Raw genomic sequence first — 14,330 nt, forward strand, 5'->3', positions numbered from 1 at the left:
ATGCAGTCGTCGCCTGCGTTTTTCGGCCTGCTACAGTGGCTCTTCATCCGCCGGATAGCGGCTGGCGCCGAGACTTTCCTTGATCTTGCGTAGGTGTGGCTGGAAATCCACGCCGCGGCGCAGGGTGACGCCCGTGGCGAGGACGTCGAGCACGGTGAGCTGGATGATGCGCGAAGTCATCGGCATGTAGATGTCGGTGTCTTCCGGTAGCGGAATGTCCAGGCTCAGGGTGCTGGCCTTGGCCAGGGGCGAGCCGGCAGCAGTCAGGCCGAGCACCGAGGCGCCGTTCTCGCGCGCCAGACGCGCCACCTCTACCAGCTCGCGGGTGCGTCCGGTGTAGGAAATGATCACGAACAGATCGCCGGTGTGCGCCACCGAGGCGATCATGCGCTGCATCAGCACGTCGGAATGCGCCGAGACTGCGAGGTTGAAGCGAAAGAACTTGTGCTGCGCATCCAGCGCCACCGAGGCCGAGGCGCCGAGGCCGAAGAAGTGGATCTGCCGCGCCTGGATCAGCAGGTCGACGGCGCGGCTGACGTGCTGCGGGTCGAGGCTCTGGCAGGCGCTGTCCAGCGAGGCGATGGTGCTGCCGAAGATCTTCCGGGTGTAGGCCTCGGGGCCGTCGTCAGCGGACACCGCGCGGCTGACGTAGGCGGCGCCGCTGGCCAGGCTCTGCGCCAGTTGCATCTTCAGTTCCGGGTAGCCGTTGGCGCCGAACGAGCGGCAGAAGCGGTTGACCGTCGGCTCGCTGACACCGGCTGCCTGGGCCAGCGCGGCGATGCTGAAGCGCGTGGCCTGCTGCGGGTCGTGCAGGATCACTTCGGCGACCTTGCGTTCGGCCTTGTTCAGATCGTCCAGGCGGCTCTGGATCTGTTCCAGCAGGTTACGCACTCGGTCCATAGGGGCTCCTAACAGGCGGTTGAACGGGCTTGGCGACAGGCGATGGGCGGCAAAACAGCCGGCCTATCCTACTGATGCCGCCCCAAGGTCACCACTGACTTATCGGATGTAGTGAATAATGTTGTTGCTATCACAACATTTTTCCTTGATAAAAGCAGTATCACCCGGTATTTCTAGTTCATCTTGATAAAAGAACAAACTCATGCCCGCGATGAAGCTTGAATCCTGCACCTTTGCCTTGTTCGGCGCGCTGGGCGATCTGGCCTTGCGCAAACTCTTTCCTGCGCTTTACCAGCTCGATCGCGCCGGTTTGCTGCACGATGCCACGCGCATCCTCGCGCTGGCCCGTGAAGCGGGTGAGCCGAGTGGCCACCTGCGCGCCATCGAGCAGGCGTTGCGCCTGCACGTGCCAGCCAAGGAGCTGACTGAAACCGATCTGACGCGATTCCTGGCGCGTCTGAGCTACCTGAGCATGGACTTCCTCAAGGCCGAAGACTACTCGGCGCTGCTCGAGCAGGTCAGCCAACAGGATCAGTTGATCGCCTACTTCGCCACGCCAGCCTCGGTGTATGGCGGCATCTGCGCTAACCTCGCCGCCGTTGGGCTGGCCGAGGGCACGCGGGTGGTGCTGGAGAAGCCGATCGGTCATGACCTGACGTCCTCGCGTGCGGTCAACGATGCCGTGGCCCAGGTGTTCCCGGAGAATCGCGTCTATCGTATTGACCATTACCTGGGCAAGGAGACGGTGCAGAACCTCATTGCCCTGCGCTTCGCCAACAGCCTGTTCGAAACCCAGTGGAACCAGAACCACATCTCCCACGTGGAAATCACCGTGGCCGAGAAGGTCGGTATCGAAGGGCGCTGGGGTTACTTCGATCAGGCCGGGCAGCTGCGCGACATGATCCAGAACCACCTGCTGCAGTTGCTCTGCCTGATCGCCATGGACCCGCCCAGCGACCTGTCCGCTGACAGCATCCGTGACGAGAAGGTCAAGGTTCTCAAGGCGCTGGAGCCGATCAGCGTCGAGCAACTCGGCCAGCGCGTGGTGCGCGGCCAGTACGTGGCCGGCAGCAGCGATGGGCGGCCGGTGCCGGGCTATCTGGAGGAAGAGAATTCCAATACCCAGAGCGATACCGAAACCTTCGTCGCCCTGCGCGCCGACATCCGCAACTGGCGCTGGGCCGGTGTGCCGTTCTACCTGCGTACCGGCAAGCGCATGCCGCAGAAGCTGTCGCAGATCGTCATCCACTTCAAGGCGCCGCCGCACTACATCTTCGCCCCGGAGCAGCGCCAGCTGATCGGCAACAAGCTGATCATCCGCCTGCAGCCGGACGAGGGTATCGCCCTGCAGGTGCTGACCAAGGATCAGGGCCTGGACAAGGGCATGCAGTTGCGCAGCGGTCCGCTGCAGCTGAGTTTCTCCGACACCTACCGCAGTGCGCGCATCCCCGATGCCTACGAGCGTCTGCTGCTGGAAGTGATGCGCGGCAACCAGAACCTGTTCGTGCGCAAGGACGAGATCGAATACGCCTGGCAGTGGTGCGATCAGCTGATCGACGGCTGGCATCGCCTCGGCGAGGCGCCGAAGCCCTATACGGCAGGCAGTTGGGGCCCCATGGCCTCGGTCGCGCTGATCACCCGCGATGGCAGGAGCTGGTATGGCGATCTCTGAACTTAAATTGCCGCAAGGCGTACGGGCCTGCACGCACGACGGCGCCGAGCAACTGGCCCAGGCGTTGGCCGTGCGCGTGGCCGATGCGCTGCGTCAGGCCATCGCCACTCGTGGTCGGGCCACATTGGTGGTGTCCGGCGGTCGCAGCCCGGTGCCGTTCTTCGAGGCGCTGGCGCAGCAGGAGTTGCCCTGGGCGCAGGTGCTGGTCAGCCTGGCCGACGAGCGCTGGGTGCCGGTGAATCACGCGGGCAGTAACGAGGCGCTGGTGCGTCGTCATCTGCTGCGTGGCCTGGCGGCCGAAGCCCGTTTTCTCAGCCTCTACCAGGTCGCTGGCAATCTCGTACAGGCGGCGGAGCTGGCCGATGCCGCGGTCGCGGAGCTGGCGCCGATCGACGTGCTGGTGCTGGGCATGGGCGACGACGGTCATACCGCCTCGCTGTTCCCGCACAGCGCCAATCTGCACCAGGCGTTGCAGCCGGACTGCGCGCGCCGCGTGCTGCCGATGCTTGCCCCGAGCGAGCCGGCGCAACGCCTGACCCTGACCCTGCCGGTGCTGGCCAGCGCACGCCTGCCGCTGCTGGCGATCCAGGGCCAGGCGAAACTGAACATCCTCAACGCGGCCCTGCTGCCCGGCGAGAGCGCCCAGCTGCCGATTCGCGCCTTCCTCAATTCCCCTCTTGAAATCCATTGGTGCCCCTGACATGACCAGCCTCGACCAAGACCAGCCTGTGCGCATGGCCGACAAAATCGCCGAGATCGACCGCATCTGCGCGCAGGCGCGGATCATGCCGGTGATCACCATCGCCCGTGAGGCGGATATCCTGCCGCTGGCCGATGCGCTCGCCGCTGGTGGTCTGCGCGTGCTGGAAGTGACCCTGCGCTCGGAGCATGGCCTGGAGGCGATTCGTCGCCTGCGCGCCGAGCGTCCCGAGCTTTGCGTCGGCGCCGGTACCGTATTGGATGAGGACATGCTCGCCGCAGCGACCGCTGCCGGTGCGCAGTTCATCGTCACGCCGGGCAGCACGCGCGAGCTGTTGCTGGCCGCGCTGGACAACCCGCTGCCGCTGCTGCCAGGCGTGAGCAGCGCGTCGGAGCTGATGGTCGGCTACGCCCTCGGTTATCGCCGCTTCAAGCTGTTCCCGGCTGAGGTCTGTGGTGGTGTCGCGGCGCTCAAGGCGCTGGCCGGGCCTTTCGGCGGGGTGCGTTTCTGCCCGACCGGCGGTATCACCCCGGACAACCTGCAGCGCTACATGGCGCAGCCCAATGTCATGTGCGTGGGCGGCACCTGGATGTTCCAGCGTGAGTGGGTGGAAAACAGCGATTGGGCGCGTATCCAGCAATGCAGCGTCGAGGCCCTGCAACTGTTGAGCTGAGGCATGCCAGTGGCGGCGCTGCTACCGCATATCGGATTACTCTAAAATCTGTGCCGCATTGGCCGCTACATACGTCAGCTAATGTCATTGTGCTGGCTTCAACAAAAACAATTCTCCAGCGAAATCTGAAACACCCGCAGTTGGAGAATTTCATGAATACCTGGTTCGCTAATCTTAGTGTGACCCGCAAACTGGCACTCGGCTTCGGCCTGGTGCTGGTTCTTACTCTCGCTCTCGCCTGGACCGCCTGGACTGGTCTGGGCAGCGTGATCCAGCGCAGTGGCTGGATGAGCGAGATCACCCAGCTCAATAACACGCTGACCAACCTGCGTATCGCTCGCCTGCAGTTCATGCTGGCCAAGGGCGATGCAGCCAGTACCGAGCGCCTGCTGAACAATCTGAACATTTACCTCGAGCAGCAGAAGAAGCTGCTGGGAACCTTCAAGAACCCGGTCAACGTCAAGTTGCTGCAGGAGCAGGACCGCTATAACCAGGACTATCAGCGTTCTCTGGCGGGGATGCGCGCCGCTTATGCAGCCGCCGAACAGGCGCGTGGCCAGGTCAATAGCGAAGACCAGCAGCTAAGCGAACTGCTGGGCGCGATGCGGCGTAGCGTGGAGCTGCTGCCGGAATACGACGGTGGTCGCTTCGAGCAGCTGCAGGCCCTGACGGCCACTCACGGCGAGCTGCTGCGTCTGCGCATGTTGCTGGAGCGTTATGAAAGTGCACCGGATGCACAGACCGAGCAGGCCCTTGCCGAACGCATCGCCACTGCCCGCGCCAGCCTCGGTGCGCTGGAGCAGGCTTTCGGCAGCGCCCAGCAGGATGCGGTACGGCGTATCTCCGCTGCGCTAGGCCAGTTCGAGCAGGCCGTGCAAGCCTTCAAGAATGCCACTGCTGACATCGGCCGGACCCGTCAGGAAATGACCGACCAGCAGGGCGAGATCGTCCGTATCAGCGAGACGCTGTACAAGTTTCAGATGGAGCGCATGGCCATCGAAAGTGCCCAGGCGCGTAGTCTGCAGATCGGTGCCACGCTGCTGGCCCTGCTGTTTGGCGTGCTGGCTGCCTGGATCATCACCCGTCAGATCACTCGACCCTTGCAGGACACCCTGGGCGCGGTGCAACGCATTGCCGATGGCGACCTGACCGCCAGCGTGCGGGTCGACCGCCGCGACGAGATGGGCCAACTGCAGCAGGGCATCCAGCACATGGCCACGACCCTGCGCGAGCTGATCGGCGGCATCCGCGACAGCGTCACGCAAATTGCCAGCGCCGCCGAAGAGTTGTCGGCGGTCACCGAGCAGACCAGCGCCGGCGCCAACAGCCAGAAGAGCGAGACCGATCAGGTGGCCACCGCCATGCATGAAATGTCCGCGACCGTGCAGGAAGTGGCGCGCAACGCCGAGCAGGCCTCGCAGGCGGCCAACGACGCGGACGGCCAGGCGCGCCTGGGCGACCAGGTGGTGGCTGAGGTGATTTCGCAGATCGAACGTCTGGCTGCCGAAGTGGGGCGTTCTTCCGAGGCGATGACCGGCCTGCAGCAGGAAAGCGACAAGATCGGCAGCGTGATGGACGTGATCAAGTCGGTGGCCGAGCAGACCAACCTGCTGGCGCTCAACGCCGCCATCGAGGCGGCGCGTGCTGGCGAAGCAGGGCGCGGTTTTGCCGTGGTCGCCGACGAAGTTCGCGGCCTGGCACAGCGTACGCAGAAATCCACCGAAGAGATCGAAGCGCTGATCGCCGGGCTGCAGAGCGGTACCCAGCAGGTGGCGGCGGTGATGCGCAACAGCCGCAACCTCACCGACAGCAGCGTCGAGCTGACGCGCAAGGCCGGCGACTCGCTGGGCAGCATCACCCAGGCGGTATCCAACATCCAGTCGATGAACCAGCAGATCGCCGCCGCCGCCGAAGAGCAGAGCGCCGTGGCCGAGGAGATCAGCCGCAGCATCCTCAGCGTGCGCGATGTCTCCGAGCAGACCGCCACCGCCAGCGACGAAACGGCCAAATCCTCGGCCGAGCTGGCGCGCCTGGGTGGCCAGCTGCAAGCGATGGTCAGCCGCTTCCGCGTTTGATTTGAGTTGGAGTCGGTGCGCGCGGCGCACCCTACGGGAATTGCGCCGTTCTACCTGTAGGGTGCGCCGTGCGCACCGCCGACTATCCTGAATCTGCCGGCAAGGATTCAGGAGACAAGGAATGTCCAACTACCGCCGCGCTCGCGATGCGGGCGCACGCTATTTCTTCACGCTGGTAAGCCACCAGCGTCACCCGGTGCTGACCGAAGCGCCATTGCGCGCTGCCTTGCGCCGCGCCATCGAACGCGTCCGTTTACACCGTCCCTTCGTCATCGAGGGCTGGGTGCTGTTGCCTGACCATCTGCATTGTGTCTGGCGCATGCCAGAGGGGGATGCAGACTTTGGTTCGCGCTGGTCGATGATCAAGCGCCTGACGTCTCAGGCCTTGCCGGGATTCGGTTCGATCAGTTTGAGCCGTAGTTTGCGTCGTGAGTCTGGGCTCTGGCAGCGGCGCTTCTGGGAGCACCGCATTCGTGATGAAGACGATTACCAGAGGCATATGGATTACCTGCATTTCAATCCGGTGAAGCATGGCCTGGTCGATCGTGTGGTGGATTGGCCGTGGTCGAGCTTTCATCGGTTGGTGAAGGAGGGGGTATATCCGGCGGATTGGGGTGGCGATACCAAGGCGGATAACGGTGAATACGGTGAATGGCCTGGTGCGCACGGCGCACCCTACGGGTTGAGCGGCGAGTTTTCGTAGGGGGCGCCGCGTGCACCAACTTTTTTCAATGTGCCTGTCTATTCTTCCGTCGCCCATTCGACTACTGCATAGAACCCCGCCCAGGGTTCACTGTCAGCCGTAGGGAGACACCCTGCGCGCGACTTCGACTCGAACAAGGAGAAAGGCGATGCGTTTCATGGTGATGGTCAAGGCGACTGCAGATTCCGAAGCCGGCGTGATGCCCAGCGAGGAGCTGCTGGCGGCGATGGGCCGCTACAACGAGGAATTGGTGGAGGCCGGTGTGATGCTCGCCGGCGAGGGCCTGCAGCCCAGCAGCAAGGGCGCGCGGGTGCGTTTTTCCGGGGCGCAGCGCACGGTGATCGACGGCCCGTTCATGGAGACCAAGGAGCTGGTAGCCGGCTTCTGGATCTTTCAGTGCGAGTCGCTGCAGGCCTGCATCGACTGGGTCAAGCGTTGCCCCAACCCCATGCCTGGCGAATCCGATATCGAGATTCGGCAGATCTTCGAGGCCGAGGATTTTGGCGCCGAGTTCACCCCCGAGTTGCGTGAGCAGGAAGACCGTATTCGCGCGCGCATGAGCAGTGAAAATCAAGGAGAGTAACGATGAAGATTCATGCCTATCTGATGTTCGATGGCCAGTGCGAGGCCGCCTTCAACCACTACGCCGAGGTCCTCGGCGGTAAACTGGAGCTGATGCGTTACGCCGACAGCCCTGAGGATATGGAGGTTCCGGCCGAGTACCAGCAGCGTGTCATGCACGTCTGCCTGACCGTCGGCGAGCAGTTGCTGATGGCCTCCGACAATCTGCCGCAATACCCCTATGAGGGGATCAAGGGTTGTTCCGTCTCTCTGCAGGTGGATAACGTGCCGGAGGCCGAGCGCCTGTACGAGGCATTGTCGGCCGGCGGTTCGGTGCAGATGGAGCTGCAGGCAACCTTCTGGGCCACGCGTTTCGCCATGCTTACCGACCGTTTCGGCGTGTCCTGGATGATCAACTGCGTGGTCGATAGCCAGGAGGGTTGACGGCGAGGTTCTCGGCAAACGTAGCCCGGATGAAATCCGGGGAAACGAGACTTGCGCCTTCTCGACTGAAACGCAATGCCGCCCAGCCGCTCCTACGGACCAATTAGGCCGTAGGAGCGGCTTCAGCCGCGATGAGCTATCTAGCTCACCAGCGTCAGCGGCTCGGGCACTTCCTGCACCTGCACACCCGCCAGGAACTCCTCGCCCCAGCGGCGAATATCGTTGTAGCAGACGATATCGAACAGCTCGCGCAGGCGCGCCTCGGCTTCGCTTTTCGGCAGGTTCAGCGCCAGGTAACAGGTCTGCGCCAGGTCGGCCGGATCATGCGGGTTGGTCAGCAGGGCGCCCTTGAGTTCGGCCGCTGCACCAGCGAATTCCGACAGCACCAGCACGCCTCGCCCACCGAGCAGGCCTTGCGCGGCGACGAATTCCTTGGCCACCAGGTTGAGGCCATCGCGCAGCGGGGTGATCCACATGACGTCAGCCATGGCGTACCAGGCGCTGACTTCCTCGAATGGCAGGCTGCGGAAGAAGAACTGCAAAGGCGTCCAGCCGATGCGGGCGAAGCGGCCGTTGATACGGCCGACCGCCTGCTCGATCTGGCTTTGCAGTTCGTCGTAGACGGTCATCTCCTTGGCTGCCGGCACGCACACCGTGACCAGAGTGACCTTGCCGAGCAGCTCGGGGTTGTCGGCCAGCAGGCGCTCGTAAGCGTTGAGCTTTTCCAGAATGCCTTTGGTGTAGTCGAGGCGCTCTACCGAGAGGATCAGTTTCACGCCTTTCATTTCCTCGCGCAGCTGGCCCATCAGTTCCTTGATTTTTGGTGCTTCCAGCGCATTGCGTACGCGGTCGATGTCCAGTCCGACCGGGTGGGCACCGAGCTTGACCTGGCGGGTGCCGGTGTCCAGTGCGGTAGTCATGCGCTCCAGGCCCACGGCGCAACCGTAAGTGATGAAGCGCGGCGCGCAGTTCTGCCGTTCCAGGGTCTTGAGCGGGAACACGCCACGGGCGACGTCGACGAAGTTTTCCACCTGACGCGGAATATGAAAGCCGATGTAGTCGCACTGCAGCAGGCTGCCGACGATCTGCCGGCGCCAGGGCAGCACGTTGAACACATCCGCCGAGGGGAAGTAGGTGTGATGGAAAAAGGCGATACGCAGGTCCGGGCGCAGCTCGCGCAGATAGGCCGGCACCATCCACAGGTTGTAGTCATGCAGCCAGACGATGGCACCTTCCGCGGCTTCCAGCGCCGTGCGTTCGGCGAAAGCGCGGTTGACCTTGAGGAACACCAGCCAGTCGTCTTCGTTGAATATCGCGCGTTCCCAGAAGGTGTGCAGGGTCGGCCAGAAGGCCTCCTTGGAGAAGCGCTTGTAGAAGATGTCCACTTCTTCCTTGCTCAGCTTGACCCGCGCCGCAGTCAGCTTGGGATAGCGCTCGGCGTCCACTGTGGTGTGGCTGTCGAATGGATCGTCGCCGTCCTCGTGCACCGCCCAGGCCACCCAGGAGCCGGGACGGCCATCACCGAAGAAACTCAACAAAGTCGGAATGATGCCGTTGGGCGAGGTTGGGCGGCGACGCTGCAGCTTGCCGGCGGCATTGCGGTATTCCTCGTAGGGCAGGCGGTGATAGACCATCACCAGCTCGGCCTTGCCCGGCTGCGCAGCCTGGCGGCGTTCGGCAGCGATGCCGTGCTCGCCGAGAAAGCCGAAATGGGCGAAGGCTTCGAGGATGCCGCCGCAGCCAGGGCGGTTGGCGTGCAGGGTGCGTGAGTGGTTGGCGGTGGCTTCCAGCAGCGCGATTTCCGACTGGCCGACGCACACGCCGTGGAAGCTGGCGCTGAGCATCGAAAGGTCATTGAGCGTATCGCCAGCGGCCAGTACCTGATCGTGACTCAGCTCCAGCCAGTCGGCCAGGGCCTGCAGGCTGCTGCCCTTGTTCACGCCCTTGGGCAGAAAGTCCAGGTACAGCTCGGCGGAGTAGAGCAGGTCGCAACCCAGCTCATCGGCGATTTCGCGCAGCGCCGGGTTGGCCGCCTGCTCGGGCGTGCAGAAGTAGGAGCAGCGCCGCGCCTGCGGTACGTCCTGACGCTCCAGGCCGAACGGCTCGATGACGCTGGCCACCTGGGTTTCCCCGGGCCAGCGGGCATCGACCACGCTCTGCAGCTGCTGGATCGGTTGCAGGCTGTCGCCATGCACCAGGGTCGCGCCGACGTCGGCGATGATGTAGTCCGGCTGTGGCAGCGTCGGGTCGGCCAGCAGCGGCAGCACCGCCTCCAGGCTGCGCCCGGTGACGTAGGCGAGCTTGATCTCGGGGTGGGCGGCGATGGTCTGATAGAGGCTCAGGCGATCTTCGGGGTCGCCAGCGAGAAAGGTTCCATCCAGGTCGGTAGCAAGTAGCATCGTTGTTTCTCCAGAAGTGGCCGGTGCGGCTCGGCGCGAATGCGAGCGGCCGACGGGCCGGGTTTCTGGCTGCTTGGGGTAGGCTCGGGGCCTTGCCGAAACAGCCGTCCTTTAGCAGGTCGTTTTTCAACAGCCTGCTAGGTGTTCAGGAGGCGTTGGGGGAAGGTTCCTCCGCGGCTTCGTGGTCTTGCGGCGGCGCGTCGGGCATCAGCTCCAATACCGTGGGGCTGGTGCGCAGCATGGGCGTGAAGTGGGCGGCGTCGCCGCTGACCAGATCGCTGACATGACGCAGCCGGTAAAAGGTGTAGGCGGCCAGCAGGCCAAGGGTGCAAGCGAAGTACAGCGGCAACGCGCTGGCGCCCAGTTGCTCCATCAGCACGCCGGCCAGCAGCGGTCCGCACACCGAGCCGATGCCGTTGACCATCAGCAGGCTGGCGGAGCCGGAAAGAATCTCGTCGCTGTGCAACTGGTCGATCAGCTGCGCCACGGCGATGGGGTAGATGGCGAAGGCCAGGCCGCCCCAGATGAAGATGGCGCCAAGCAGCAGCGGGCCTGCCGGCAGAAGGCTCATGATCAGTGCCAGGGCGACCGCCAGTATCACCACCCAGAGCAGCACCTGGCGGCGGTCATGGCGATCCGAGTAGAGGCCGATGGGCCACTGCAGCAGGGCGCCGCCGAGAATGGTGGCGGTCATCAGCAGACCGACGCCGGACGTATCGAAGCCGGCCAGGCTGGCGTAGACCGGCGCCATGCCCCAGAAGCCGCCCATGGCCAGGCCGGAAAGCCCGGCGGCGACCATGGCCAGCGGCGCGATACTCCACAGTTGGCGCAGGTTGCTCGGTGGGGTCTCGGGCAGGCTCGGCTGTGCCTGGCGGGTCAGGGTGATGGGCATCAAGGCCGCGCTGATGAGGATGGCGGCGAGGGCGAACAGGGTGAACTGCACCGGGTCGGCCAGGTGCAGCAGCTGTTGGGCCAGGGCCAGAGCGCCGAGGTTGACCGCCATGTACACGGCGAACACCTGGCCGCGCTTTTCGTTTGGCGCCTCGGCGTTGAGCCAGCTCTCGATGACCATGTACAGCGTCACCAGGGCCAGGCCATAGAGCACGCGCAGCCCCAGCCAGACCCACGGATCGATCAACAGCAGGTGGAGCAGGGCGGCGATGGCGGCCAGGGCGGCACAACAGGCGAACGCGCGAATGTGCCCGATGCGTCTGACCAGCGGAGTCGCCAGCCAGGTGCCGAGGAGGAACCCGACGAAGTACCCGGACATGATCAGTCCGAGCATCGTAGTGGAGTAGCCTTCGGCGACGCCACGCAGGGTCAGTAGGGTGTTGAGCAGGCCATTGCCGAGCAGGAGTAACGCGACCCCGCTTAGCAGTGAGCTGATGGGGGCAATGAGGGACCACATGCAAACTACCCTATGGGACTATGCCGCTAAGGGCAAGCATGAAGCAGGCCAGTGCTTCGCTGGGTGGTTGGTTAAATTATTGATTTTTAATGGGTATTTTTATCGATAAACGGTCTTTGAATATTTTTTGACCGTCTTGGCGCGCTGCCTTGGTGCGCCGAGATCTGTGCCTGCACCGATCTCGGCGCCCTCGTTCGGGCTTTGTCAGAGGCAGACCCGAGCGATGGCTTCGGCCAACTGATCCAGTCGGCTGGCATCCAGCCCCGCGACGTTGGCGCGGCCACTGCCGACCATGTACACGCTGAATTCCTCGCGCAGACGTAGCACCTGCAGCGGCGACAGCCCGGTGTAGGAGAACATGCCGCGCTGCTCGGCCACATGCGCGAAACGCTCGCTCAGACCGTGTGGTGCCAGCGCTTCGACCAGACCGCGACGCAGGCTGGCGACGCGCAAGCGCATGCCTTCCAACTCGTCCAGCCACAGGCCCTTGAGCGCCTCGTCGCCGAGGATCTGCGCCACCACTGCGGCGCCATGAGCAGGCGGGGTCGACCACAGGTTGCGGGCGATCGAGGCCAGCTGGCTGCGGACATCGATGAGTTTTTCGGCGTCGCTGGCGCAGACGATCAGGGCGCCGGTGCGCTCGCGATACAGACCGAAGTTCTTCGAGCAGGAACTGGTGATCAGCAGCTCCGGCAGTTCGTCGGCGAACAGGCGTACGGCCCAGGCATCTTCCTCCAGGCCGTCACCGAAGCCCTGATAGGCGAAGTCGATCAGCGGCAGCAGTTCACGCGCCTTGACCACCTCCAGCACACGCTTCCAATCGCGCGGGGCGAGGTCGAAGCCGGTGGGGTTGTGGCAGCAGGCATGCAGCAGCACGACGTCGCCCTTGGGCAGGTGGGTGAGGGCGGCAATCATGGCCTCCACGTCGAGACGATTGTCGGCGCCGACGTAGGGGTAGTGGCCGACCTTGAGCCCGGCTTCGGCGAACAGGGTTTCGTGGATCGGCCAGGTCGGGTCGCTCAGCCAGATACCGCGCCCCGGCAGGCAGTGGCGGATGAAGTCACCGGCCAGGCGCAGCGCGCCGGTGCCGCCCGGCGTTTGCGTTGCGTCGGCGCGCTGCTCGGTCAGCAACGGAGAGTTGGCCCCCAGCACCAGCTGGCTCAGGCGCTCGCCGAAGGCCGCATCGCCGTGGCCGCCGACGTAGGTCTTGGTCAATTCGCTGTCGTGCAGGCGCTGCTCGGCCAGCTTCACCGCCCGTGGGATCGGCGTCAGGCCCTGGGCGTCCTTGTAGACGCCGACCCCAAGGTCCAGGCGCGCCGGATTGGTATCGAGGCGATAGGCTTCCATCAGACTGAGGATGGGATCGCCCGGCACGCGGGCGACCTGGGCGAAGTGGCTCACTTGCGGCCCTCGGCGCTGGCGGCGAGCACGTCGGTACGCGCAGCCATGATGAAGTCGTTGCGGTGCAGGCCGCGCATTTCGTGGCTCCACCAGGTGACGGTGACCTTGCCCCATTCGGTGAGCAGGGCGGGGTGGTGGCCGACTTCCTCGGCGATGGCGCCCACGGCGTTGGTGAAGGCCAGGGCATGGCGGAAGTTCTTGAACAGGTACACGCGCTCCAGCTCCATATGGTCGCCGCGCACTTCGATGTTCCAGTCGGGAATCTCGCGGATCAGCTCGGCCAGTTCTTCATCGGACACTTTCGGCGCATCGGCGCGGCAGGCTTCGCATTGGGCTTGGGCAAGGCTCATGGGGTTCTCCTGGTTTTTTAGCCCGAATGAACCGGGCCATGTCTGCGGACGATCCCGGATTTCATCCGGGCTACTCGCTAGTGTGTAGCAGCCACGCCCAAGCGGCGAATCCAGAGGGCAGCGGCAGCCGTGCGGAACAGGGTGTCAGGGTCTACGCGGCTTTCGGCGGAAACTTCGGCGCGTGCAGGCCCAACTGCATGGCGTGTTGCACCAGCGCCATGATGTCTTCCTGAGCCAGCTCGAACAGGCGCTTGAGCTCGGGCAGGACGAAGTACACCGGTTGCAGGATATCGATGCGATACGGCGTGCGCATCGCTTCCAGCGGGTCGAAGGGCTGGTGTTCGGGATCGTTGGACAGCGCGTAGAGGGTTTCCTTCGGCGAGGAGAGAATGCCGCCGCCATAGATGCGTCGACCTGCCGGGGTGTCGAGCAAGCCGAACTCGATGGTCAGCCAATACAGCCGCGCCAGATAGACGCGCTGCTCTTTCGTGGCCTGGAGGCCGAGCTTGCCGTAGGTGTGGGTGAATTCGGCGAACCATGGGTTGGTCAGCATTGGGCAATGGCCGAAGATCTCGTGGAAGATGTCCGGTTCCTGCAGGTAGTCCAATTCTTCGGGCGTACGGATGAAGGTGGCGACGGGAAACTGCTTGCTGGCCAGCAGTTCGAAGAAGGTCTGGAAGGGGATCAGCGCCGGTACCCGCGCCACGCGCCAGCCGGTGGTGGCTTCGAGCACGCGGTTGATCTCGCCGAGTTGCGGGATACGCTCCAGCGGCAGGCCGAGCTGCTCGATGCCGTCCAGGTATTCCTGGCAGGCGCGGTTCTGGATCACGTCCAACTGGCGGGTGATCAGGGTATTCCACACCTGATGCTCGCTTTCCGGGTAATGGATAAAGCCACTGTCGTCCGGTTCCCGGGCCAGGTACTGCGTATTCTTCATCGCTGCCTCCTTCAGGGGGCTGTTGTTCTTGTCTAGGCCAAGCATGCCTTTGCGCGGGAGATGGGGTAGAGGAGCGAGACCTGTCTGGAAACGGAGAGAAGGCGAAT

General features: G+C 64.1%; 13 protein-coding genes. 7 read left to right on the forward strand and 6 right to left on the reverse strand.

Going from position 1 to position 14,330, the window contains the following annotated elements; all coding sequences use genetic code 11:
• Positions 1-30: 30 nt before the first annotated feature.
• Positions 31-900, reverse strand: a complete 870-nt coding sequence (locus BLR77_RS20045) for a MurR/RpiR family transcriptional regulator (RefSeq protein ID WP_074681102.1) — start codon at positions 898-900, stop codon at positions 31-33.
• A 202-nt stretch (positions 901-1,102) separates the two neighbouring features.
• Here BLR77_RS20045 and zwf point away from each other — a divergent pair, with 202 nt between their 5' ends.
• The 7 genes from zwf (at position 1,103) to BLR77_RS20080 (ending at position 7,728) form a co-directional block, all read left to right on the forward strand.
• A complete protein-coding gene (zwf, locus tag BLR77_RS20050; RefSeq protein ID WP_074681104.1) occupies positions 1,103-2,572 on the forward strand; it encodes a glucose-6-phosphate dehydrogenase in 1,470 nt (489 codons plus the stop codon).
• Entirely contained in the window at positions 2,559-3,272 is a 714-nt protein-coding gene (gene pgl, locus BLR77_RS20055; protein ID WP_074681106.1) for a 6-phosphogluconolactonase, read from the forward strand. The genes zwf and pgl overlap by 14 nt, the downstream gene beginning before the upstream one ends.
• Position 3,273: 1 nt before the next feature.
• The gene (locus tag BLR77_RS20060; protein ID WP_074681108.1) at positions 3,274-3,945 is read left to right on the forward strand and encodes a bifunctional 4-hydroxy-2-oxoglutarate aldolase/2-dehydro-3-deoxy-phosphogluconate aldolase; all 672 of its coding nucleotides are present in this window, start codon (positions 3,274-3,276) and stop codon (positions 3,943-3,945) included.
• Positions 3,946-4,097: 152 nt separating this feature from the next.
• Complete coding sequence (locus BLR77_RS20065) at positions 4,098-6,020, forward strand: methyl-accepting chemotaxis protein (protein WP_074681110.1); 1,923 nt, start codon at positions 4,098-4,100, stop codon at positions 6,018-6,020.
• A 121-nt stretch (positions 6,021-6,141) separates the two neighbouring features.
• The gene (locus BLR77_RS20070) at positions 6,142-6,723 is read left to right on the forward strand and encodes an REP-associated tyrosine transposase (protein ID WP_074681112.1); all 582 of its coding nucleotides are present in this window, start codon (positions 6,142-6,144) and stop codon (positions 6,721-6,723) included.
• 148 nt (positions 6,724-6,871) lie between these two features.
• A complete protein-coding gene (locus BLR77_RS20075) occupies positions 6,872-7,306 on the forward strand; it encodes a YciI family protein (protein WP_074681114.1) in 435 nt (144 codons plus the stop codon).
• Positions 7,307-7,308: 2 nt separating this feature from the next.
• The gene (locus BLR77_RS20080) at positions 7,309-7,728 is read left to right on the forward strand and encodes a VOC family protein (protein ID WP_074681116.1); all 420 of its coding nucleotides are present in this window, start codon (positions 7,309-7,311) and stop codon (positions 7,726-7,728) included.
• Positions 7,729-7,868: 140 nt separating this feature from the next.
• Here the strand turns inward: BLR77_RS20080 and ggpS are convergent, their stop codons facing one another.
• The 5 genes from ggpS to phhA form a co-directional block, all read right to left on the reverse strand.
• Positions 7,869-10,127 carry a glucosylglycerol-phosphate synthase gene (gene ggpS / locus BLR77_RS20085; RefSeq protein WP_074681118.1) on the reverse strand — a complete coding sequence of 753 codons (2,259 nt, stop codon included), beginning with the start codon at positions 10,125-10,127 and terminating at the stop codon, positions 7,869-7,871.
• Positions 10,128-10,272: 145 nt separating this feature from the next.
• Positions 10,273-11,535 (reverse strand): MFS transporter, encoded by a 1,263-nt coding sequence (locus BLR77_RS20090; RefSeq protein ID WP_074681120.1) that lies wholly within the window; start codon positions 11,533-11,535, stop codon positions 10,273-10,275.
• A gap of 204 nt (positions 11,536-11,739) precedes the next feature.
• A complete protein-coding gene (locus BLR77_RS20095) occupies positions 11,740-12,936 on the reverse strand; it encodes an amino acid aminotransferase (protein ID WP_074681122.1) in 1,197 nt (398 codons plus the stop codon).
• Positions 12,933-13,286 (reverse strand): 4a-hydroxytetrahydrobiopterin dehydratase, encoded by a 354-nt coding sequence (locus BLR77_RS20100; RefSeq protein ID WP_024308976.1) that lies wholly within the window; start codon positions 13,284-13,286, stop codon positions 12,933-12,935. Before BLR77_RS20100 ends, BLR77_RS20095 begins: the two co-directional genes overlap by 4 nt.
• Before the next feature lie 151 nt (positions 13,287-13,437).
• Positions 13,438-14,223 carry a phenylalanine 4-monooxygenase gene (gene phhA / locus BLR77_RS20105; RefSeq protein ID WP_074681124.1) on the reverse strand — a complete coding sequence of 262 codons (786 nt, stop codon included), beginning with the start codon at positions 14,221-14,223 and terminating at the stop codon, positions 13,438-13,440.
• Positions 14,224-14,330: the final 107 nt, after the last annotated feature.

The organism is Ectopseudomonas alcaliphila (assembly GCF_900101755.1).
GTDB classification, from domain to species: domain Bacteria; phylum Pseudomonadota; class Gammaproteobacteria; order Pseudomonadales; family Pseudomonadaceae; genus Aquipseudomonas; species Aquipseudomonas alcaliphila.